The sequence below is a fragment of the Pseudomonas sp. LAIL14HWK12:I1 genome (assembly GCF_003202095.1).
Taxonomy (GTDB): Bacteria; Pseudomonadota; Gammaproteobacteria; order Pseudomonadales; family Pseudomonadaceae; genus Aquipseudomonas; species Aquipseudomonas monteilii.
This window is the reverse complement of the sequence record NZ_QJKG01000001.1, coordinates 554,637-576,589: the sequence shown is the minus strand read 5'-3', so window position 1 is coordinate 576,589 and position 21,953 is coordinate 554,637. Positions and strand designations below refer to the sequence as shown.

The following is a 21,953-nucleotide window of genomic DNA, read 5'->3' as shown; positions in this document are numbered from 1 at the left end:
ACCCAAGGTTGGGAAGCTTCCTACGACGTGCGACAAGCTATTCATAATGATAATGATTGTCAAATACGAAACGTAATTAGTATCTGTATCTTTCAGTTCTAAGGGCGCGCGCCTCTGTCCCGTTAATTTCTGCCCCCGCCCATCCGTTCCCCTGTGTACATCCTTGGTCGCCAATTGCTGCCCGCCACGTTCGCGTTGCAGCCGGCCCGACTCAACCAGACACTGGCAGGAACACCCCATGACGGACGCCTTCGAACTCCCGCTCTCGCTGGTCCAGGCTCTGGCGCAACGCGCCGCACAGACCCCGGACAAGGTAGCCTTGCGCTTTCTGGCCGACGCCCCTGGCGAGCAGGCGGTGCTCAGCTATCGGGACCTCGACCAGCGCGCGCGCACCATCGCCGCCGCCCTGCAGGCCCGTGCCAGCTTCGGCGACCGTGCGGTGTTGTTGTTCCCCAGTGGCCCGGATTATGTGGCAGCGTTCTTTGGCTGCCTGTATGCGGGCGTGATCGCGGTGCCGGCCTACCCGCCGGAGTCTGCACGTCAGCACCACCAGGAACGCCTGCTGTCGATCATCGCCGATGCCGAACCACGCCTGCTGTTGACCGTGACGGCGTTGCACGAAAACCTGCAGGGCCTGGAAGCGCTGGCGGCGCACAACGCCCCCGAACTGCTGGCGGTGGACGGCCTGGACCCGGCGCTGGCGGCGAACTGGCGCGCGCCCACGCTGAAGGGCGATGACATCGCCTTCCTGCAATACACCTCGGGCTCCACCGCGTTGCCCAAGGGCGTGCAGGTCAGCCATGGCAACCTGGTGGCCAACGAACAGTTGATCCGCCAAGGCTTCGGCATCGACCTCAACCCCGACGACGTGATCGTCAGCTGGCTGCCGCTCTATCACGACATGGGCCTGATCGGTGGCCTGCTGCAGCCAATTTTCAGCGGCGTGCCGTGCGTGCTGATGTCGCCGGGCTACTTCCTGGCCCGGCCACTGCGCTGGTTGCAGGCCATCAGCGAGTACGGTGGCACCATCAGCGGCGGCCCCGATTTCGCCTACCGCCTGTGCAGCGAAAGGGTCAGCGAGGCCTCGTTGGCCGGGCTCGACCTGAGCCGCTGGCGCGTGGCCTATTCCGGCTCCGAACCGATCCGCCAGGACAGCCTGGCCACCTTCGCCGACAAGTTCCAGGCCTGCGGTTTCGATGCGTCCAGTTTCTTCGCCAGCTACGGCCTGGCCGAAGCCACCCTGTTCGTCAGCGGCAGCCGCCGCGGCCAGGGTATCGCCGCGCTGGAGCTGGACGCCGAAGCCTTCGCCGCCAACCGTGCCCAACCGGGCCAGGGCAGCGTGCTGATGAGCTGCGGCTACCCGCAGCCCGGGCACGCCGTGCGCATCGTCGAGCCCCGGCAACTGCAGGTGCTGGGCGATAACCAGGTGGGTGAAATCTGGGCTGGCGGGCCGAGCATCGCCCGGGGGTACTGGCGCAACCCCGAAGCCAGCGCCCGCACCTTCGTTGAAATGGACGGCCAGACCTGGCTGCGCACCGGCGACCTGGGCTTTATGCGCGAGGGCGAGGTGTTCGTCACCGGGCGCCTGAAAGACATGCTGATCGTGCGTGGGCAGAACCTCTACCCGCAGGACCTGGAGAAAACCCTCGAGCGTGAAGTTGAAGTACTGCGCAAAGGCCGGGTGGCCGTGTTCGCTGTCGAGCATCAGGGCGAGGAGGGCATCGGCGTGGCGGTGGAGATCAGCCGCAACGTGCAAAAGGCAATCAAGCCCCAGGACCTCATCAAGACCCTGCGCCAGGTAATCGCCGATGCCTGCCGCCAGGCCCCTGCCGTGGTCCTGCTGCTGAACCCCGGCGCGCTGCCCAAGACCTCCAGTGGCAAGCTGCAGCGCTCGGCCTGCCGCCTGCGCATGGACGATGGCAGCCTGGACTGCTATGCCCGCTTCCCGGATGTGAGCGAAGCCGCTACAGGCGCGGGTGCTGCCGATGAACTGCAGGCACGCATCGCTGCGGTGTGGCGCGACATCCTCAAGATCGAGGCGATTGCGGCGTACGACCACTTCCTGCTGCTGGGCGGCAACTCCATCGCCGCCACCCAGGCCACCGCCCGACTGGCCGATGAGCTGGGTATCAACCTGAGCCTGCGCACCCTGTTCGAAGCGCCGGTGCTGGCCGATTACAGTAGCGCTGTGGCGTCGATCATCGCGCAGGGCGCTGCCGAAGGCGCCACTATCGCAACCCTGGAACGCGGCCAGGCCTTGCCCCAGTCGCTGGCGCAAAACCGCTTGTGGCTGATGTGGCAGTTGGAGCCACAATCGGCAGCCTACAACATTCCGGCCGGCCTGCAGCTGCGTGGCGAGCTGGATGAAAGCGCGCTGGAGGCTACCTTTCAGGCGCTGGTGGCACGCCACGAATCCCTGCGTACCGTCTTCAGTGAAGAAGACGGCCAGGCCCTGCAGCGTATCCTGCCGCAACAGCCGTTCAGCCTGCGCCGCCTGGACCTCGAAGGCCAGGCCGCAGAGCAGGTCAGCGCCCAGCGTGAAGCCGAAGCCCGTCAGCCGTTCGACCTGACCCAAGGCCCGTTGCTGCGCGTGACCCTGGCCCGGCTGGGCGACGAAGACCACCAGCTGTGGGTGACCTTGCACCACATCGTCGCCGACGGCTGGTCGCTGAACATCCTGCTGGATGAATTCGCCAAGCTGTACGCCGCCCGCTGCCAAGGCCTGGAGACCAGCCTGGCGCCGCTGACCCTGGGTTACGCCGACTATGGCACCTGGCAGCGACAATGGTTGGCCGACGGTGAAGCCGAACGCCAATTGCAGTACTGGAAGGCACAGTTGGGTGATGACCTGCCGGCGCTGGATCTGTGCACCGACCACCCCCGTGCCAGCCAGCGCGAGCACAGCGCCGCACGCTTCAACCTCAAGGTGCCGGCCAAGCTCGCCGAAGCACTCCAGGGCCTGGCGCGCGAACAACAGGCCAGCCTGTTCATGGTCCTGCTGGCCGGCTGGCAGGCGCTGCTGCACCGCTACAGCGGCCAGGCCGACATCCGCGTCGGCGTGCCCAACGCCAACCGCCCGCGCCTGGAAACCCAAGGCATGGTCGGCTTCTTCATCAATACCCAGGTGCTGCGCGCACAGCTCGACGGCCGCCTGCCGTTCACGCAGCTGCTGGCCCAGGTGCGCCAAGCCACCCTGGACGCCCAGGCCAACCAGGACCTGCCGTTCGAACAGCTGGTCGAAGCCCTGCCCGAAGCACGCGAGCAGGGCCTGTTCCAGGTCATGTTCAACCACCAGCAGCGCGACCTGTCGGCCTTGCGTCGCCTGCCGGGCCTGCTGGCCGAGGAGCTGCCGTGGCACAGCCGCGAAGCCAAGTTCGACTTGCAGTTGCACAGTGAAGAAGACCACCAGGGCCGCCTGAGCCTGGCTTTCGACTATGCCGCCGAGCTGTTCGACGTCAGCACTGTCAAACGCCTGGCCCATCACTTGCTGGCGCTGCTGGAGCAAGTCAGTGCTGCGCCACAGCGGGCCTTGGGCGAGGTGCAATTGCTGGACGAGGCTAGCCGAGCGCAGCTGCTGAGCTGGGGCCAGGCGCCGGCCATCGCGCCGCAACGGCTGCTGGTCGAGCAGCTTAACGAACAGGCCCGACTGACCCCGCAGCGCACAGCGCTGGCCTGGGACGGCGGCAGCCTCGACTACGCCGAGCTGCATCAGCAGGCCAACCGCCTGGCCCATTACCTGCGTGACAAAGGCGTCGGCCCCGACACCTGCGTAGCCATTGCCATCGAGCGTTCGCCGCAGTTGCTGGTTGGCCTGCTGGCCATACTCAAGGCCGGCGGCGCCTACGTGCCGCTGGATGTCGACTACCCGGCCGAACGCCTGGCTTACATGCTCGCCGACTGCAACGCCGGCCTGTTGCTGAGCCATAGCAGCCTGCTGGGCAAGCTGCCACATGTCGACGGCGTCAGCGCCATTGCCCTCGACCAGTTGCACCTGGACAGCTGGCCCAGCCACGCGCCCGGCCTGCACCTGCACGGCGACAACCTGGCCTACGTGATCTACACCTCCGGCTCCACCGGCCAGCCCAAAGGCGTGGGCAACACCCATGCGGCACTGGCCGAACGCTTGCAGTGGATGCAGACCACCTACGCGCTGAACGACAGCGATGTATTGATGCAGAAGGCGCCAATCAGCTTCGACGTATCGGTATGGGAATGCTTCTGGCCGCTGGTCACCGGTTGCAAGCTGGTACTGGCCGGCCCCGGCGAGCACCGCGACCCGCAGCGCATCGCTGCGCTGGTACAGGCCCATGGCGTGACCACGCTGCACTTCGTGCCGCCGCTGTTGCAAGTGTTCGTCCAGGAGCCGCAGGTGGCCGCCTGCAACAGCCTGCGCCGCGTGTTCTCGGGCGGCGAAGCGCTGTCTGCCGCCTTGCGCGACCGCGTATTGCAAGTGCTGCCGCAGGTGCAACTGCACAACCGCTATGGCCCGACCGAAACCGCCATCAACGTCACCCACTGGCACTGCCAGGTGGCGGATGGCGAGCGCTCGCCCATCGGCCGCCCGTTGGGCAATGTGCTGTGCCGCGTGCTGGACGATGAGCTGGAGCTGACGGCTCCCGGCGTACCGGGCGAGCTGTACCTCGGTGGCGCAGGCCTGGCCCGTGGCTATCTGGGCCGCCCCGGCCTTACCGCCGAACGCTTCGTGCCCCAGGCCGACGGCAATGGCGAACGCCTGTACCGCAGCGGCGACCGCGCCCGCTGGCAGGTTCAGCTTGAGGCCCTGGAGTACCTCGGTCGCCTCGACCAGCAGGTGAAGGTGCGCGGCTTCCGTGTCGAGCCTGAGGAAGTACAGGCCTGCCTGTTGGCCCAGGCCGGTGTCGAGCAGGCACTGGTATTGATTCACAAGGATGCCGTCGGCGCGCAACTGGTCGGCTATTACAGCGGCAGTGCCCAACCCGTCGAGTTGCTGGCGGTGCTGGCTGAGCAACTGCCGGCCTATATGGTGCCGGCGCAACTCATCCCGCTGGCACAGATGCCACTGGGCCCCAGCGGTAAAGTCGACCACAAGGCGCTGCCGGCACCGGTGTGGCAGCAACGCGAACACGTCGAGCCAAAAACCGAACTGCAACAGCAGGTCGCTGCCATTTGGCGTGAGGTGCTGAAGCTGCCGCGTGTCGGCCTGCAGGACGACTTCTTCGCCCTGGGCGGGCACTCGCTGCTGGCCACCCAGATCGTCTCGCGCAGCCGCCAGGCTTGTGACGTCGAGCTGCCGCTCAAGGCCTTGTTCGAAGCCAGCGAGCTGGGCGCGTTCTGTGCCGAGATCGAACGCATCCGCGCCGCCGGCGAGCGCAACCTGCAAAGCGAAATCGCCCGTGTCGACCGCCGTCAGGCCGTACCGTTGTCGTATTCGCAGCAGCGCATGTGGTTCCTCTGGCAAATGGAGCCGGACAGCCCGGCCTACAACGTCGGCGGCATGGCGCGCCTGCGCGGCACCCTGCATGTAGACGCCTTCGAGCGTGCATTGCAGGCGCTGATCGTGCGCCACGAAACCCTGCGCACCACCTTCCCCAGCATCGACGGTGTGCCGTACCAGTGCGTGGCCGAAGACAGCGGCCTGCAACTGGACTGGCAAGACTTCAGCGCCTTGCCCGCCGATGCCCGCCGGCAACGCCTGCAACAACTGGCTGACGACCAGGCGCACCAGCCGTTTGACCTGGAGCGTGGCCCGCTGCTGCGCGCCTGCCTGGTCAAGGCCGAGGAGCGTGAGCACTTCTTCGTGCTGACCCTGCACCACATCGTCACCGAAGGCTGGGCCATGGACATCTTCGCCCGCGAACTGGGCGAACTGTACGAGGCCTTTGTCGATGACCGCGAATCGCCGCTGGCGCCGCTGCCGGTGCAATACCTGGACTACAGCGTGTGGCAACGGCAGTGGCTGGAAAGCGGCGAGGGGGCCCGCCAGCTGGATTACTGGAAGGCTCGCTTAGGCGACGAACACCCGGTGCTGGCATTGCCCGCCGACCGCCCGCGCCCGGCCGTGCAAAGCCACCGTGGCGAGCTGTACCGCTTCGAGCTCGACCCGGCATTGGTCGCTCGCGTGCATGCCTTCAACAGCCAGCGCGGCCTGACCCTGTTCATGACCATGACCGCCACCCTGGCCGCCTTGCTGCACCGCTACAGCGGCCAGCGAGACCTGCGCATTGGCGCGCCGGTGGCCAACCGCATTCGCCCGGAAAGTGAAGGCCTGATTGGCGCCTTCCTCAACACCCAGGTGCTGCGTTGCGAGCTGGACGGGCAGATGACCGCCAGCGAACTGCTGGAGCAGATGCGCCAGGCCGCCATCGAAGGCCAGTCGCACCAGGACCTGCCGTTCGACCAGCTGGTCGAGGCCTTGCAGCCACCGCGCAGCAGTGCCTACAACCCGCTGTTCCAGGTGATGTGCAACGTGCAGCGCTGGGCCTTCCAGCAAAGCCGTACGCTGGCCGGCATGCAGGTGGATTACCTGGTCAACGACGCCAGCGCCACCAAGTTCGACCTGTACCTGGAGGTGACCGACCTCGACGGCCGCCTGGGCTGCTGCCTGACCTACAGCCGCGACCTGTTCGACGAGCCACGCATCGCGCGGATGGCCGAGCACTGGCAACAACTGCTGGTCGGTCTGCTGGACAACCCGCAACAGCGCCTGTGCGAGCTGCCGATGCTGAGCAGCGCCGAGCAGCAGGTGTTGGTGGAGCAGTTGCAGGGTGAGCAGGACTTCGACCTTGACCACACGTTGCATGGCCTGTTCGCCGCCCAGGCGGCACGCACGCCACAGGCGGGTGCGCTGACCTTCGCCGGCCAGCACATGACCTACGCCGAGCTCGACCAGCAGGCCAACCGCCTGGCCCGCGCCTTGCGTGAGCGCGGTGTCGGTCCGCAGGTACGCGTGGGCATGGCGCTAGAGCGCTCGCTGGAAATGGTCGTCGGCCTGCTGGCCATCCTCAAGGCGGGCGGCGCCTATGTGCCGCTGGACCCGGAGTACCCGCTCGACCGCCTGCGCTACATGATCGAAGACAGCCGCATTGGCTTGCTGATCAGCCAGCGCGAGCTGCTGCAAACCCTGGGCGAGCTGCCTGAAGGCGTGGCCCGCTGGAGCCTGGAAGACGATGCCGCCAGCCTGTCGGCCTACAGCGATGCACCGCTCGACAACGTCAGCCTGCCGCAGCACCAGGCCTACCTGATCTACACCTCCGGCTCTACCGGCAAGCCCAAAGGCGTGGTGGTCAGCCACGGCGAATTCGCCATGCATTGTCAAGCGGTGATTGCCGCATTCGGCATGCGCAGCGATGACTGCGAGCTGCATTTCTATTCGATCAACTTCGACGCGGCCAGCGAGCGCCTGTGGGTGCCGCTGCTGTGCGGTGCCCGCGTGGTGCTGCGCGCCCAGGGGCAGTGGGATGCCGAAGAGATCTGCCAGCTGGTACGTGATCAGCAGGTAAGCATTCTGGGCTTTACCCCCAGCTATGGCAGCCAGTTGGCCCAGTATCTGGGCGGGCACGGCGAACAACTGGCGGTGCGCCTGGTGATTACCGGTGGCGAAGCGCTGACTGGCGAGCACCTGCAGCGTATTCGCCAGGCCTTTGCGCCGCAGCAGTTCTTCAACGCCTACGGCCCAACCGAAACCGTGGTCATGCCGCTGGCCTGCCTGGCGCCACAAACGCTGCCGGCAGAGCTGGGCAGCGTGCCGATCGGCCGCGTCATTGGTAGCCGTACTGCTTACATCCTCGACGAAGACCTGGCCTTGTTGCCACAGGGCGGCATTGGCGAGCTGTATGTCGGCGGTGCCGGCCTGGCCCAGGGTTACCACGACCGCCCGGGCCTCAGCGCCGAGCGCTTCGTCGCCGACCCGTTCAACACCGAAGGCGGGCGCCTGTACCGCACCGGCGACCTGGTACGCCTGGGCACGGATGGCCTGGTGGAGTACGTCGGCCGTGCCGACCAGCAGGTGAAAATTCGCGGCTTCCGCATCGAGTTGGGCGAAATCGAAAGCCGCCTGCAGGCGCATGCCGATGTCGACGAGGCTGTGGTGCTGGCCCTCGACTTGCCCGGTGGCAAGCAACTGGTGGGTTACCTGGTGTGCAAGCAGGCGGCTGCCGGTAGCGAGGCGCAAAACGTGTTGCGCAACGCGGTGAAAGCCGATGCCCGCCAGCACCTGCCGGACTACATGGTGCCTGCGCACCTGGTGCTGCTCGAAAGCCTGCCGCTGATGGGTAACGGCAAGCTCGACCGTCGTGCCCTGCCGCTGCCCGATCTGGAACAGGCCCGCCAGCAATACCAGGCCCCCGGCAACGAAGTGGAGGCGCAACTGGCGCAGATCTGGCGCGATGTGCTCAACGTGGCCCAGGTTGGCGTGCAAGACAACTTCTTCGAACTGGGCGGCGACTCGATCCTGTCGATTCAGGTGGTCAGCCGGGCCCGCCAGGCCGGCTTGCAATTCACCCCGCGCGACCTGTTCCAGCACCAGACCATCCAGACCTTGGCAGCGGTGGTGAAGCACAGCGAAGCCGTGAGCACCATCGAGCAGGGCCAGCGCCAGGGCCAGGTCGGCCTGACGCCGATCCAGCACTGGTTCTTCGACAGCGAAGTGCCGCAGCCGCAGCACTGGAACCAGGCGGTGTTGCTGGAGGCGCGTCAATCGCTGGATGAGAATGCGCTGGCGCAGGCCTTGGCCGCACTGCTCGAGCACCACGACAGCTTGCGCCTGCGCTTCAGCGAGGCCCGTGGTCGCTGGCAGGCCGAGTACGCCCAGCCAGCCGCCGAGCAACTGCTGTGGACCGCCACGGTCGCCGACTTTGCCGATTGCCAGCCGCTGTACACCGACTTGCAGCGCAGCCTCGACCTGCAACAGGGCCCGCTGCTGCGTGCCTTGCTGGTGCGTGACGGGCAGGGCAGTCAGCGCCTGTTGCTGGCGATTCATCACCTGGTGGTCGATGGCGTGTCCTGGCGGGTACTGCTGGAAGACCTGCAGGCGTTGTACCGTGGCCAGCCGCTGCCGGCCAAGACCCACGCCATGGGCGACTGGGCCGCGCGCCTGGCCAGCTACGCGGGCAGCGATTCGCTGCGTGACGAACTGGGCTGGTGGCAAGGCCAGCTGGGTGGCGTGCGCCGCGAGTTGCCGTGCGACCACCCGCAAGGCGGCAACCTGCACCGCCACGCCCACACCCTGGCCATCGGCCTGGATGTGGAGCAGACCCGGCAACTGCTGCAACAGGCCCCGGCGGCCTACCACACCCAGGTCAACGACCTGCTGCTGACGGCGCTGGCGCGAGCCTTGTGCCGCTGGAGCGGCGATGAGGAAGTGCTGGTGCAGCTTGAAGGCCATGGCCGTGACGGGTTGTTCGAAGACATGGACCTGACCCGTAGCGTCGGTTGGTTCACCAACGCGTATCCGCTCAGCCTGCGCCCACAGCCAGGCGAGGACGATGCGGCGCGGGCCGGTTCGATCAAGCGCATCAAGGAACAACTGCGTCAGGTGCCGCACAAAGGCCTGGGCTACGGCGTGCTGCGCTACCTGGCCGACCCGCAAGGGCGCGAGCAGATGGCGGCCTTGCCGCAGGCGCGCATCACCTTCAACTACCTGGGCCAGTTCGACCAGCAGTTCGACAGCGCGGCGCTGTTCCAGCCGCTGGAAGCCCCGGCCGGCTTGGCGCATGACCTCGACGCACCGCTGCCCAACTGGCTGAGCGTCGATGGCCAGGTGTATGGCGGTGCCTTGCAACTGCGCTGGACCTTCAGTGCCGAACGCTACGACGAACGCACCATCGCAACGTTGGCCGAGGCCTACCGCCAGGAGCTGCTGGCGCTGGTCGCTCATTGCCTGGCCGATGGCAACGGCAGCTTCACCCCGTCGGACTTCCCGCTGGCACACCTTAGCCAGGAGCAGATCGACACGCTGCCTGTACCAGCAGCACAGATCGAAGACGTCTACCCGCTGACGCCAATGCAGGAAGGCATGCTGCTGCACACCCTGCTGGAGCCGGGCACGGGCCTGTACTACATGCAGGACCGCTACCGCATCAACAGCGCCCTGGACCCCGAGCGTTTCGCCCAGGCCTGGCAGGCCGTGGTTGCGCGCCACGAAGCGTTGCGCGCATCGTTCAGCTGGAACAGCGGCGAGGCGATGCTGCAGATCATTCACAAACCGGGCAACCTGGCGGTGGATTACCAAGACTGGCGCGGCCTCGCGGACGACGCTCAGGAGCAGCGCCTGCAAGCCCTGCACAAGCAGGAGCGCGAGGCCGGGTTCGCCCTGCTCAGCGAGGCGCCGTTCCACCTGCGCCTGGTGCGCGTGGCCGACGAGCGCTACTGGTTCATGATGAGCAACCACCACATCCTGATCGATGCCTGGTGCCGCTCGCTGTTGATGAACGACTTCTTCGAGGTGTACCAGGCCCTTGGCGAAGGCCGTCAGGCCCAACTGCCGGTGCCGCCACGTTACCGCGACTACATCGGCTGGCTGCAACGCCAGGGCCTGGACGATGCACGCGCCTGGTGGCAGGCGAACCTGGCCGGTTTCGAGCGCGCCACTGCCATCCCGAGTGACCGCCCGCTGCGCCATGACCACGCCGGCAGCGGCATGGTGGTGGGCGATTGCTACACCCGCCTTGACGCCAGTGATGGCGTGCGCCTGCGCGAACTGGCCCAGGCCCACCAGCTCACCGTCAACACCTTCGCCCAGGCGGCCTGGGCCTTGGTGCTGGCGCGTTACAGCGGCGACCGCGATGTGGCCTTTGGCGTGACCGTGGCCGGGCGCCCGGTGAGCATGCCGCAGATGCAGCGCACCGTCGGCCTGTTCATCAACAGCGTTGCCTTGCGCGTGCAGTTGCCGGAAGCCGGTGAGCGCCGCAGTGTGCGCCAGTGGCTGCAAGGCCTGCTGCAAAGCAACATGGAGCTGCGCGAGTACGAATACCTGCCGCTGGTGGCGATTCAGGAGTGCAGCGAGCTGCCCAAAGGCCAGCCGCTGTTCGACAGCCTGTTCGTGTTCGAGAACGCCCCGGTGGAAACCGCCGTGCTCGATCATGCCCAGCACCTGAATGCCAGTTCCGATTCGGGCCGTACCCACACCAACTTCCCGCTGACGGCGGTGTGCTACCCGGGCGACGACCTTGGCCTGCACCTGTCGTTCGACCAGCGCTACTTCGACTCCCCGACCGTCGAGCGCCTGCTGGCCGAGTTCAAGCGCCTGCTGCTGGCGCTGGTGCAAGGCTTCGAGGGTGAGGTAAGCGAACTGCCGCTGCTGGGGGCAGAAGAACAGCGCTTCCTGCTGGAAGACTGCAACCGCACCTACCGCGACTACCCGCTGGAGCACAGTTACATTGCGCTGTTCGAAGCGCAGGTGGCCGCGCACCCGGAACGTACCGTGGCCCGCTGCCTGGAAGCGTCCTACGACTATGCCGGGCTGAACCTGTCGGCCAACCGCCTGGGCCACGCCCTGGTCGCAGCGGGTGTGAGCGTGGACCAGCCGGTGGCGCTGCTGGCCGAGCGCGGGCTGCCGTTGCTGGGCATGATCGTCGGCAGCTTCAAGGCCGGTGCGGGCTACCTGCCACTGGACCCGGGCCTGCCGGCGGCGCGCCTGCAAAGCATCATCCAGCTCAGCCGTACCCCGGTGCTGGTGTGCAGCGCGGCCTGTGCCGAGCGAGGTCGGCAACTGCTGGGCGAACTGGAGGCTGCGGTACGGCCACAGTTGCTGGTGTGGGAAGACATCCAGGCGAGTCAGGTTGCCAGCCATAACCCAGGCATTCACAGTGGCCCGGACAACCTGGCCTATGTGATCTACACCTCAGGCTCCACCGGCCTGCCAAAAGGGGTGATGGTGGAGCAGCGCGGCATGCTCAACAACCAGCTGAGCAAGGTGCCGTACCTGGCGCTGAGCGAGCAGGACGTGATCGCCCAGACTGCCTCGCAAAGCTTCGACATTTCGGTGTGGCAGTTCCTCGCCGCACCGTTGTTCGGGGCCAAGGTGGAGATTGTGCCGAACGCCATCGCCCATGACCCTCAGGGCCTGCTGGCGCATGTGCAAGCCACCGGCATCACCGTGCTGGAAAGCGTGCCGTCGCTGATCCAGGGCATGTTGGCCAACGACCACCAGGCCCTCGATGGCCTGCGCTGGATGCTGCCGACCGGCGAAGCCATGCCACCGGAGCTGGCCGCGCAATGGCTGCAACGTTACCCGCAGATCGGCCTGGTCAACGCCTACGGCCCGGCAGAATGCTCCGATGACGTGGCGTTCTTCCGCGTCGATGCCGCGTCGACCCAAGGCAGCTACTTGCCGATTGGCACGCCGACCGACAACAACCGCCTGTACCTGTTCGACGAAGAGCAGGCACTGGTGCCGCTGGGCGCGGTGGGCGAGCTGTGTGTGGCGGGTACCGGCGTGGGCCGTGGCTACGTTGGCGACCCGGTGCGCACTGCACTGGCGTTCATCCCTCACCCGCATGGTGCCGCGGGCGAGCGCCTGTACCGCACCGGTGACCTGGCGCGCCAGCGCCCGGACGGTGTGCTGGAGTACGTAGGGCGCATCGACCACCAGGTGAAGATTCGCGGCTACCGCATCGAGCTGGGCGAGATCGAAGCCCGCCTGCACGAACAGGCGCAAATCCGCGATGCAGCGGTGGGCGTGCAGGAAGGCGTCAATGGCAAGCACCTGGTCGGTTACCTGGTGGCACACCAGGGTATCGCCGCCGATGCCGCTCTGCTGGAGCAGATCAAGCAACGCCTTCGTGCCGAGTTGCCGGAATACATGGTGCCGCTGCACTGGGGCTGGTTCGACCACCTGCCGCACAACGCCAATGGCAAGCTCGACCGCAAGGCGTTGCCGGCCATCGACATCGGCGGCCAGCACAGCCAGGCCTATCAGGCGCCGCGCAACGAGCTGGAGGAAGTGTTGGCCGGTATCTGGGCCGATGTGCTCAAGACCGAGCGGGTGGGGGTGCGCGACAACTTCTTCGAGTTGGGCGGGCATTCGTTGCTGGCCACGCAGATCGCTTCGCGGGTGCAGAAACAGCTGCAACTGAACGTGCCACTGCGGGCGATGTTCGAGTGCAGCACGGTGGAGGAGCTGGCCGAGTATGTGCAGGGGTTGCAGGGCAGTGCGCTGGATGACGACAAGGTCGACCGGCTCAGTGACCTGATGGCCGAGCTGGAAGGGTTGTAAACCTGCACTGGCCTCCTCGCGGGTAAACCCGCGAAGAGGCCGGCACAGGCAACCCGTATTTCAGCGCTTGCCGAGAATTTTGCCCAGCATCTCCGGCCGAGGTGCCCCTTGCTGGCTCTGCAAGTTGCCCTGTTCATCCTGATAGAAAATCGCCGGGGTTGCTTGCAAACCCATCTCTTCCATCAACGCCATGTTCGCCGCCAGCTTCTGCTGCACGGCCTCCGGCACCTGCTCCAGTGCCTTCAGCTTGCTGGCCTTGCCGGCTTTTTCATGCGCTTGCAATGCCTTGGCCGGGTCTTTCGCCGCCAGCAGGGCTGCCGATTTGCCCGGGCTGTCCTCGCGGATGATGCCGACCATGATATGGCGCAACTGCACCTTGCCCGATTCCACCCATGGCCGTGCCTGTTCCCAGAACATATTGCAGTACGGGCAGTTCGGGTCGCTGAACAGGTACACCTTGCGTGGCGCATCGGCCTTGCCGTCGGCAATCCACGCGGTTTTCTCCATCTTCGCCCAGATTTCCTTGCTCATCGGCGCATACACCAGCTTTTCCAGCGGTTCGGCGCTCAGGTCCTTGCCTTGTTCGTCGAACAGGCTGCCGACCAGCACATGCTTGCCGTCGGGGGTGAGGTACAGGGCCAGGGCGTTGTTCTGGTACTCGGCGGCGTAACCGCGCAGGCCGTTGGGCGCGTCGAAGCTGCCTTTGATCACGGCGCCCTTGGCTTGCAGTTGCTGAACGGCCTTGGGCAGCTCTTCGGCCTGCAAGGCGGGGGCGGCCAGCAGGGCCAGGGACAGGGGCAGCAGTGCAGTCAGTCGCATGTCAGTTTCCTTGTGCGGCAGGGGCGGGCGCGGTGGCCCGGTCGAAAGGCTCCAGGGCGTGGCGCAGGCTGGCCCGGGACAGCTCGCCCAGGTGGCTGCCGACCAGCCGCCCGTCGGCGTCGTAGAACAGGGTGGTGGGCAGGGCCATGGAGCCGACGCGCTGGGCCAGCAGGCCGGTGCCGTCGAACAGCACATGGGTCAGGCTCAGGCCGGTGGTGGCAAGGAAGGTGCTGACGTTTTCCGGGGTTTCGCCCTGGTTGACGAACAGAAAGGTCACATGCGGATAGTCGCTTTGCGCCTGTTGCAGCACCGGCATTTCCCTGCGGCAGGGCGGGCACCAGGTGGCCCAGATGTTGATCACCAGCGGCTTGCCACGGTAGCTGTGCAAGGCGACGGATTGGCCGCCAGCGTTGCGCAGGCTCAGTTCCGGCAGCTCGGTGCCTTTGCTGTACAGGTGCCCGCCCAGGCTGGCCAGGCCCCAGAACAACGCACCACTGAACAGCGCCCAACCCAGCGGGCGACGCAGGCCCGGTTGGCGCCAGCCCTGCCACAGGGCTGCGAGGACGATACCGGCCAGGCCCGACCAGAACAGGAAGCCGCCGTCGCGAATGTCGATGATCTGCAACGGCTCATCGCGGTACATCGGCCAGTAGGCCAGCACGAAGCCTGCGCGGGCAGCCAGCACACCGATCAGGAACAGGTTGAACAGTGCCGACTCGGGGCTTTCGCCGCCACGCCGGGCGACAAACCAGCCGACCACGCTGGCGATCCCCAGGGCGGCGAGCATCAGCAGGTGGTTGAGGGCCATGGTCAGTGGCCCGAGGGTTACGGTCAGCATCAGCCTTGGCTCCTGGTCTGGGCCCAGTGCTGCTGGAACGTGGCGGCGTCCACTTCACCCGTGATGCGCCGCGCGCGGCGTTCGTCGCCTTCCGGGCCGATCCAGATGATGCTGGGCGGACCGGGTACCTGGTAGCGCTGCAGCAAGGCTTTGCTGGCCGGGCTGTCGGCGGTCACGTCCAGGCGCAGCAGGTGCACACCGGCCAGGCCGGCCTGCACGTCGCTGCGGGCGAACACCTGCTTTTCCATGACCTTGCACGACACGCACCAGTCGGCGTAGTAGTCGAGCATCACCCACTGGCCACGGGCCTTTGCCGCATCCAGTTCACGTTGCAGGTCTTCAGGGCGGCTCACCGTCACGAAACGGTCTTCGGCTTGCTGGGCGGCGGCCGGCGTGGCGCCCCCAGCGAACGGGCGCAGGGGTTGCCAGAGGTCGTCGCCGCCGGCTGCTGCGCCTACCAGCAACAGGCCGCCCCACAGGGCGCCCAGCAGTGGCACGGCGCGCAATGCTGGCTGGCGCTGCAAGGCCGGCCAGCTGGCCCAGGCCAGGGCGATCAGCCAGGCGCCACTCAGCGCCAGCAGCAGGGTGGCGGGCAGCAGGCTGCGCAGGGTGTACAGCGCCATGGCCAGGAACACGAAGCCGAACACGCCCTTGACCCGCTCCATCCAGGCGCCCGGACGCGGTAGGTAGCGGTTGCCCAGGGTCACCAGCAACAGCAGCGGTACGCCCATGCCCAGGCCAAGGCTGAACAGCACCAGCGCGCCTTGCAACACGTCGCCGCTCTGGGCGATGTACAGCAGCGCACCGGCCAGTGGCGCGGTCATGCACGGGCCAAGCAGCAGGCCGGACAACGCCCCCAGCAGTGCGGCGCCATACAGGTTGCCGCCACGGGTGCCTTGCCCGGCGCGGTCCAGGCGGTCGCGCAGGGCGGCGGGCAGTTGCAGTTCGAAGGCGCCGAACATTGGCAGGGCCAGCAGCACGAACAACACTGCCAGGCTGCCCAGCAGCCAGGGTTGCTGCAGCCAGGCTTGCAGGCTGGCACCCAGCAGCGCGGCGACCACGCCCAGGGCGGCGTACACCAGCGCCATGCTTAGCACATACACCCCGGCCAGCAGCCAGCCGCGGCGAGCGCTGGCGCCGTTGCCCAGCACCAGCCCGGCCAGAATCGGCAGCATTGGCAGCGAGCAGGGGGTAAAGGCCAGCAGCAGGCCAAGGCCGAAGAACGCCAGCAGGCTCCAGACCAGGTGGCCCTGTTGCAGGCCGCTGGCCAGTGCCTGGTCGCCGGCTTGCTCGGCGACAGGCGCCACACTGCCACCCAGGTCGATTTGCGTGGTTTGCGGCGGGTAGCACAGGCCGGCGTCGGCACAGCCCTGCCAGCCCAGGCGTAGTTGTCCCTGGGCATTGGCGGGCAGCAGCAGCTCAAGCTGGTCGCGGTATACCGCGCTGTCACCAAAGAACTCGTCATGGTGGTTGAGCGCCGGCGGCAGCTGCGGGTGCTGGTCGGCGGGCAGGCCGTCGAACTTCAGGCGCTTCTGGTACAGGTAGTAGCCCGGCTTGATCTGGAAGTACAGGCGCATCTGGCCGTCGGCCTGGCGGTCGTGGGTGAGCACGAAGGCTTGGTTGACCGGTAGAAAGTCAGGTTTGACGTCGAACGGGTTGGCCTGCAAGGGGCCGGCCAGCAACAGTGTCAGGAAGAGCAGGAAAACGCGCATGTCTTCGCCTTGGCAGATCCAGGAATGGGGCCATGCTGGCTGGAGTCGATTAACTCAAGGTTAACCCCTTTTCAACGGATACGAATTGTGGCCCCCTGTATGTCGGTCTTGAATCTCTGCGATTCGTCGAACTGAAGGCGGAGCAAACGTGCAGCATTGTGAACGACAGGGGGTATGCCGGGCGCTGCAGTGGTTTGGCAAGCGCCAGAAGGTGGCGCTGTGAGTGTGATCGCGCTGGTGTTGGCGGCTGGCAGCAGCACGCGCTTCGGTTCCGACAAGCGCCGGGCGACCCTGGCCGATGGCCGCAGCCTGCTGGCGCACAGTGTGGCGCGGGCCAGGGCGGTGTTCGACGAGGTGCGTGTGGTCTTGCGTGAGGGGGAGCGCGGGGAGGATTTCGGGTTACCTGCCGGTTGCCGGGTAATCGGCAGCCCAGATGCCGCGTCCGGTATGGGGCATAGCCTGGCTGTCGGGGCACGGTCGCTTCACGACAGCCAGGCACAGGCGGTAGCGATTTTGCTGGGTGACATGCCATGGATCGAGCCGGCAACCCTGGGCCGGCTGGTCGGGGCCGCCCATGCGTCCCGTATCGTGCTGCCACGCCATGCAGGGCAGCAGGGGCACCCGGTGATCTTCGGGCGGGATTTCTGGCCGGCGCTGGGGCAACTGCATGGCGATGAAGGGGCACGCTCGGTGGTGCAGGCTCACCGGGGTAGCTGTGTGGTGGTCGAGCTGGAAGATGCGGGGGTATTGCTGGATGTCGACACGCCGCAGGGCCTCGCTTGGTTCATAATCCCACCTTAATCCGCCCAAGGTGCAATGCCAGCCATACCACTCCGGGAGCCCCACCATGCACGTTCTGCTCTGCGAGGACGACGACCTGATCGCCGCCGGCATCTGCGCCGGCCTTACTGCCCAGGGCTTGACCGTTGACCGGGTGGGTAACGCCGCCGGTGCGCGGGCGATGCTGCAGGCCGCGCAGTTCGATGTGATGATTCTCGACCTCGGCCTGCCTGACGAAGACGGCTTGAAACTGCTGCGCCGCCTGCGCCAGCAGGGCGAAACACTGCCGGTACTGGTGCTGACTGCCCGTGATGCCGTCACCGACCGCGTCGATGGCCTGCAGGCCGGTGCCGACGACTACCTGCTCAAACCCTTCGACCTGCGCGAGCTGGCCGCTCGTCTGCACACCCTGCTGCGGCGGGTGGCGGGGCGGGCGGTGAATGTGATCGAACACGGGCCTTTGCGTTACGACCCCAGCAGCTGCGAGGCGACCCTGGCCGGGCGGCCGGTCGACTTGTCCCGCCGGGAGCAGGCCCTGCTCCAGGCATTGCTGCAGAACCCCGGGCGGGTGTTGTCCAGCGAACAACTGAAAGACTGCGTGTATGGCTTTAGCGACGAAGTCGAGAGCAACGCCCTGAACGTGCATATCCACCACCTGCGGCGCAAGCTGGGCAACGGCATCGTCGAGACCGTACGTGGCCTGGGTTACCGCCTGGGCCCGGCGCAGGCGCCGGAAGAGGCCGCATCATGAGCCTGCGGGTACGCCTTAGCCTGATCCTGGGCAGTGCCTTCGTGATCATCTGGGTGCTGGCCGCCGCGTGGATGCTGCGCGACCTGCGCCAGCAGATGATGTTTTCCCTTGACCAGCGCCTGGTGGCGTCGGCGCGTATGGTCGCCGGGCTGATCGACCAGTTGCCGCAGCCGCTCACCGCCAAGGGCGGGGAGGCGCACATTTCTGCCGACCAGTTCAGCGTGCCGGACGGCATGGCCTGCCAGGTCAGCTCGCTGCGTGGCGAGATCCTTGCCAGCAACCACAAGCATGATGGCGCCATGGACGACGAGCGCAGTGGCTTCCGTGACCAGACGATCGACGGTGCACTGTGGCGTACCTTCACCTACAACCATGGTGATGTGCGCATCACCACGGCTGACCGGCACATGGAACGTGAAGCGCTGAACCAGTCGATTCTGCTGGCCGCTTCGGCACCGGTGCTGATGGCCCTGCTCGGCAGCCTGGGGTTGTTGTGGATTGGCCTGGGCAAAGGCCTGGAGCCGCTCAACCGCATGCGCGATGCGCTACGGCGAAGGCGGGCTGATAGCGTCGAGCCACTGCAGGTGGCAGGCATGCCCAGCGAACTGCAGCCGTTGCTGGAAACCCAGAACCAGCTGTTCCTGCGCATTGCCCAGACCATCGAGCGCGAGCGGCGCCTGACCGACGATGCCGCCCATGAGCTGCGCAGCCCGCTGACCGCTATCAAGACCCACCTGCAAGTGGCGCGCATGACCGACGGCGCCGTGCGCGAGCAGGCGCTGGAGCATGCCGAACAAGGGGCCGACCGCATGCATCGCACGCTGGAGCAGTTGCTGATGCTGGCGCGGGTAGAAGGCAGCCTGTCGTTCGAAGATGGCGTGCAGTGCAGCGCCGAACAGGTGGCCCGGCAGGCGGTGCAGGACGCAGGTGGCGGCGATAACCGGCGCATCGTGCTGCGTTTGCCTGAAGAAGCGACGCAGATCTACCTGGGCATGCCGGCCCCCTTGGCGGTGGCCGCACTGCGCAACCTGCTGGACAACGCCTTGCGCCATGGTGGCGACGAGGCAGTAGAGCTGGAGGTGCAGATGGCCGACGGGCAGGTGGGGTTCATGGTGCGCGACCATGGGCCGGGGATTGCCGACGCCGACCTTGAGCACCTGACCGAGCGCTTTTGGCGTAACGGACAGAGTAGTGGGTGCGGGTTGGGCTTGGCGATCGTGCAGGCGATCGTGCAGCGGTGTGCGGGTAGCCTGAGGTTCGACAGCCGTAGCGATGGTTTGCGGGTCTTGTTGCAGGTGCCGGCGCGCTCGGCCAGTTGACTTCGCTGCCGGTGTTGGCCCTTTCGCGGCTTTACCCGCGAAAGGGCCAACACCGTTTAAGTAAAATCCAGTAACAACCGCTAAATCCTCCCGGCACTCAAGCGTTTTCCAAGCGATAACCGCTCATTCGCTTGCTTGCGAGGATTCACCCATGTCCACCGCTTCCAGCCTTGCCCAGCTCCCTGTGGCCAACGCGCCGCAGCCTTTGTACGCGTTCACTGATTCGCCTTTGCTGCAACGCCAGCAGCAACAAGAGTCCAACGCCCGCAGCTACCCACGGCGCATTCCGCTGGCACTCAAGCGCGCCCGTGGCATCCATGTGGAAGATGTCGAAGGCCGCCAGTTCATCGATTGCCTGGCCGGCGCAGGCACGTTGGCGTTGGGCCATAACCACCCGGTGGTGGTCGAGGCGATCCAGCGGGTACTGGCCGATGAGTTGCCCCTGCACACCCTGGACCTGACCACGCCGGTCAAGGACCGCTTCGTCCAGGACCTGTTCGGCATCCTGCCCGAGGCGCTACGCCGCGAGGCCAAGGTGCAGTTCTGTGGCCCGACCGGCACCGATGCGGTAGAAGCAGCGCTGAAACTGGTCCGCACGGCCACCGGTCGTAGCACCGTGCTGGCGTTCCAGGGCGCTTACCACGGCATGAGCCTGGGGGCGTTGAGCCTGATGGGCAGCCATGGGCCGAAGCAGCCACTGGGGGCCTTGCTCGGCAATGGGGCGCAGTTCATGCCGTACCCTTACGACTACCGCTGCCCGTTCGGCCTGGGTGGCGAAGCCGGGGTCAAGGCCAACCTGCATTACCTGCAAAACCTGCTGCTCGACCCGGAAAGTGGTGTGCCGTTGCCGGCTGCAGTCATCCTCGAGGTGGTGCAGGGTGAGGGCGGGGTGATTCCGGCCGATATCGAATGGCTCAAGGGCGTGCGCCGCATCACCGAGCAGGCCGGCGTGGCGCTGATCGTCGACGAGATCCAGAGCGGTTTTGCCCGTACCGGGCGCATGTTCGCCTTCGAGCATGCCGGCATCGTGCCGGACGTGGTCACCTTGTCCAAGGCCATTGGCGGCAGCCTGCCGTTGGCGGTGGTGGTGTACCGCGACTGGCTGGACACCTGGAAGCCGGGCGCGCATGCCGGCACATTCCGGGGCAACCAGATGGCCATGGCGGCGGGCTCGGCGGTAATCAACTACCTGGTGGAACACCGCCTGGCCGAGCACGCCGAGGCCATGGGGCTGCGCTTGCGCAGGCACCTGCAGCAGTTGCAGCGTGATTACCCGCAGTTGGGCGACATTCGCGGGCGTGGGTTGATGCTCGGCGTGGAGTTGGTGGACCCGCAGGGCAAGGATGCGCTTGGCCAGCCGCTGGCCAACCGCGATCTGGCGGCCAAGGTGCAGCGAGAGTGCCTGAAGCGCGGGCTGATTCTGGAGCTGGGTGGGCGGCATGGCGCCGTGGTGCGTTTCCTGCCACCGTTGATCATCAGCGGCGAGCAGATCGATGAAGTGGCGCAGCGTTTTGCCGAGGCGTTCATCGCGGCAGTCTGACCGATAGCCGGGGGCGCACGGCGCCCTCGGCTGTCTCACGTCAATCAAAGGTTCGACCGGCCCGCCAATACCCCATCAACGTCAGGCATTCTCGCTGCAATCCACGTTCCTTGATCAGGTACCGGCGTATCTCCATCACCGTCGCCGATTCCCCCGCCACCCAGGCGTGAAACTCGCTGCTGTCGCTACTGGCCTGTTCCCACAGGATACGTGTATCAATATCCACGTCTTCCAGCTTCGCCCGTGGTGTGGCGTGCCCAAGCGGCAGGCTGGCCAGCTCGCGCACGGCGTGCTGCATGGCTTGGCCATGTGCGCAGCTCAGCCGTTCGCGCGGCAGCCAGCGCAGCGCAGTGGCATCGCCATGGCGCAGGTTCAGGCAATCCGCCTCCAGCGGCACCTCGATGAACGCGTGCACCGCCAGCTCGGGCTGGGTGTCGGCCAGTTGCTCCAGGATGCCGGCAATCGCCGGCAGTGCGGTTTCGTCACCTACCAACAGCACATTGCGCACGCCCTGGGGTGGCTTCCATTCATAACCGCCGGGGTCGCCCTCATAGGCCAGGTTGGGCGCGACTATCTGCAAACGGTCACCCACCTGCGCGTGGGTGGCCCAGGCCGAGGCGGGGCCGTTGACACCATGCAGCACGAAGTCGATATCCACCTCCAGCGCCTCACGGCGCAAGGCACGGATGGTGTAGGTGCGCATCGGCGGGCGCTGGGCCGGTGGCAGCGCGCTGTGCGCGGCCTTCCAGTGCAGGTCGTTGTTCAGGCTGGGCGGTGAGCCGTCGGGGGCGGGAAACAGCAGCTTGACCCGTTGGTCTGGGGCCAGGGTGGTCATTTCAACAACTTCTGGTCCGGTGAATACCAGCCGGGTGAGCGAAGGGCTGAGCGCGATCCGCCGCTTCAGCTGGATATTGAAGATTCGATAGCTGGGGCGTTTGCCGGGGAGCGCTTGAGTGACCCGCTTGCGCAGGTTGTTGGCCAGGGTGGAGAGCATCGCGAGGG

The 21,953-nt window shown here is 66.4% G+C and carries 9 protein-coding genes; 5 read left to right on the top strand and 4 right to left on the bottom strand.

Annotated features, from left to right (window positions below; all coding sequences use genetic code 11):
- Positions 1-238 precede the first annotated feature (238 nt).
- Entirely contained in the window at positions 239-13,192 is a 12,954-nt protein-coding gene (locus D906_RS02485) for a non-ribosomal peptide synthetase (RefSeq protein ID WP_027615215.1), read from the top strand.
- Between the two features lie 60 nt (positions 13,193-13,252).
- On the opposite strand, the gene dsbG is transcribed toward D906_RS02485, so the two are convergent.
- From dsbG to dsbD, 3 genes are read right to left on the bottom strand one after another with little or no spacing between them, the layout of a single operon-like run.
- The gene (dsbG, locus tag D906_RS02480) at positions 13,253-14,011 is read right to left on the bottom strand and encodes a thiol:disulfide interchange protein DsbG (protein ID WP_016711686.1); all 759 of its coding nucleotides are present in this window, start codon (positions 14,009-14,011) and stop codon (positions 13,253-13,255) included.
- A 1-nt stretch (position 14,012) separates the two neighbouring features.
- Entirely contained in the window at positions 14,013-14,849 is an 837-nt protein-coding gene (locus D906_RS02475) for a TlpA disulfide reductase family protein (protein ID WP_016711685.1), read from the bottom strand.
- Positions 14,849-16,561: a protein-disulfide reductase DsbD gene (gene dsbD, locus D906_RS02470; protein ID WP_027615214.1), complete on the bottom strand. Its 1,713-nt coding sequence runs from the start codon at positions 16,559-16,561 to the stop codon at positions 14,849-14,851. The genes D906_RS02475 and dsbD overlap by 1 nt, the downstream gene beginning before the upstream one ends.
- 219 nt (positions 16,562-16,780) lie before the next feature.
- On the opposite strand from dsbD, the gene D906_RS02465 reads away from it, so the two are divergent.
- The 4 genes from D906_RS02465 to D906_RS02450 all read left to right on the top strand — a co-directional run bounded on the left by D906_RS02465 (position 16,781) and on the right by D906_RS02450 (position 20,951).
- Positions 16,781-17,362, top strand: a complete 582-nt coding sequence (locus D906_RS02465; RefSeq protein WP_027615213.1) for an NTP transferase domain-containing protein — start codon at positions 16,781-16,783, stop codon at positions 17,360-17,362.
- A 46-nt stretch (positions 17,363-17,408) separates the two neighbouring features.
- On the top strand, positions 17,409-18,092 hold the full coding sequence (locus D906_RS02460; protein ID WP_016711682.1) for a response regulator transcription factor: 684 nt from the start codon (positions 17,409-17,411) through the stop codon (positions 18,090-18,092).
- Complete coding sequence (locus tag D906_RS02455; RefSeq protein WP_027609465.1) at positions 18,089-19,411, top strand: ATP-binding protein; 1,323 nt, start codon at positions 18,089-18,091, stop codon at positions 19,409-19,411. The genes D906_RS02460 and D906_RS02455 overlap by 4 nt, the downstream gene beginning before the upstream one ends.
- A 151-nt stretch (positions 19,412-19,562) precedes the next feature.
- On the top strand, positions 19,563-20,951 hold the full coding sequence (locus D906_RS02450; protein ID WP_016711680.1) for an aspartate aminotransferase family protein: 1,389 nt from the start codon (positions 19,563-19,565) through the stop codon (positions 20,949-20,951).
- 40 nt (positions 20,952-20,991) lie between these two features.
- Here D906_RS02450 and D906_RS02445 read toward each other — a convergent pair whose 3' ends face one another.
- Complete coding sequence (locus tag D906_RS02445; RefSeq protein WP_033694610.1) at positions 20,992-21,945, bottom strand: siderophore-interacting protein; 954 nt, start codon at positions 21,943-21,945, stop codon at positions 20,992-20,994.
- Between the last annotated feature and the right edge of the window lie 8 nt (positions 21,946-21,953).

Excerpts from the sequence above, each read along its gene's own strand:
- D906_RS02475 (WP_016711685.1), bottom strand. The coding sequence starts at position 14,849 with ATGCTGACCGTAACCCTCGGGCCACTGACCATGGCCCTCAACCACCTG.
- D906_RS02445 (WP_033694610.1), bottom strand. The coding sequence starts at position 21,945 with ATGCTCTCCACCCTGGCCAACAACCTGCGCAAGCGGGTCACTCAAGCG.
- dsbG (WP_016711686.1), bottom strand. The coding sequence starts at position 14,011 with ATGCGACTGACTGCACTGCTGCCCCTGTCCCTGGCCCTGCTGGCCGCC.
- D906_RS02485 (WP_027615215.1), top strand. The coding sequence starts at position 239 with ATGACGGACGCCTTCGAACTCCCGCTCTCGCTGGTCCAGGCTCTGGCG.
- D906_RS02455 (WP_027609465.1), top strand. The coding sequence starts at position 18,089 with ATGAGCCTGCGGGTACGCCTTAGCCTGATCCTGGGCAGTGCCTTCGTG.
- D906_RS02450 (WP_016711680.1), top strand. The coding sequence starts at position 19,563 with ATGTCCACCGCTTCCAGCCTTGCCCAGCTCCCTGTGGCCAACGCGCCG.
- dsbD (WP_027615214.1), bottom strand. The coding sequence starts at position 16,561 with ATGCGCGTTTTCCTGCTCTTCCTGACACTGTTGCTGGCCGGCCCCTTG.
- D906_RS02460 (WP_016711682.1), top strand. The coding sequence starts at position 17,409 with ATGCACGTTCTGCTCTGCGAGGACGACGACCTGATCGCCGCCGGCATC.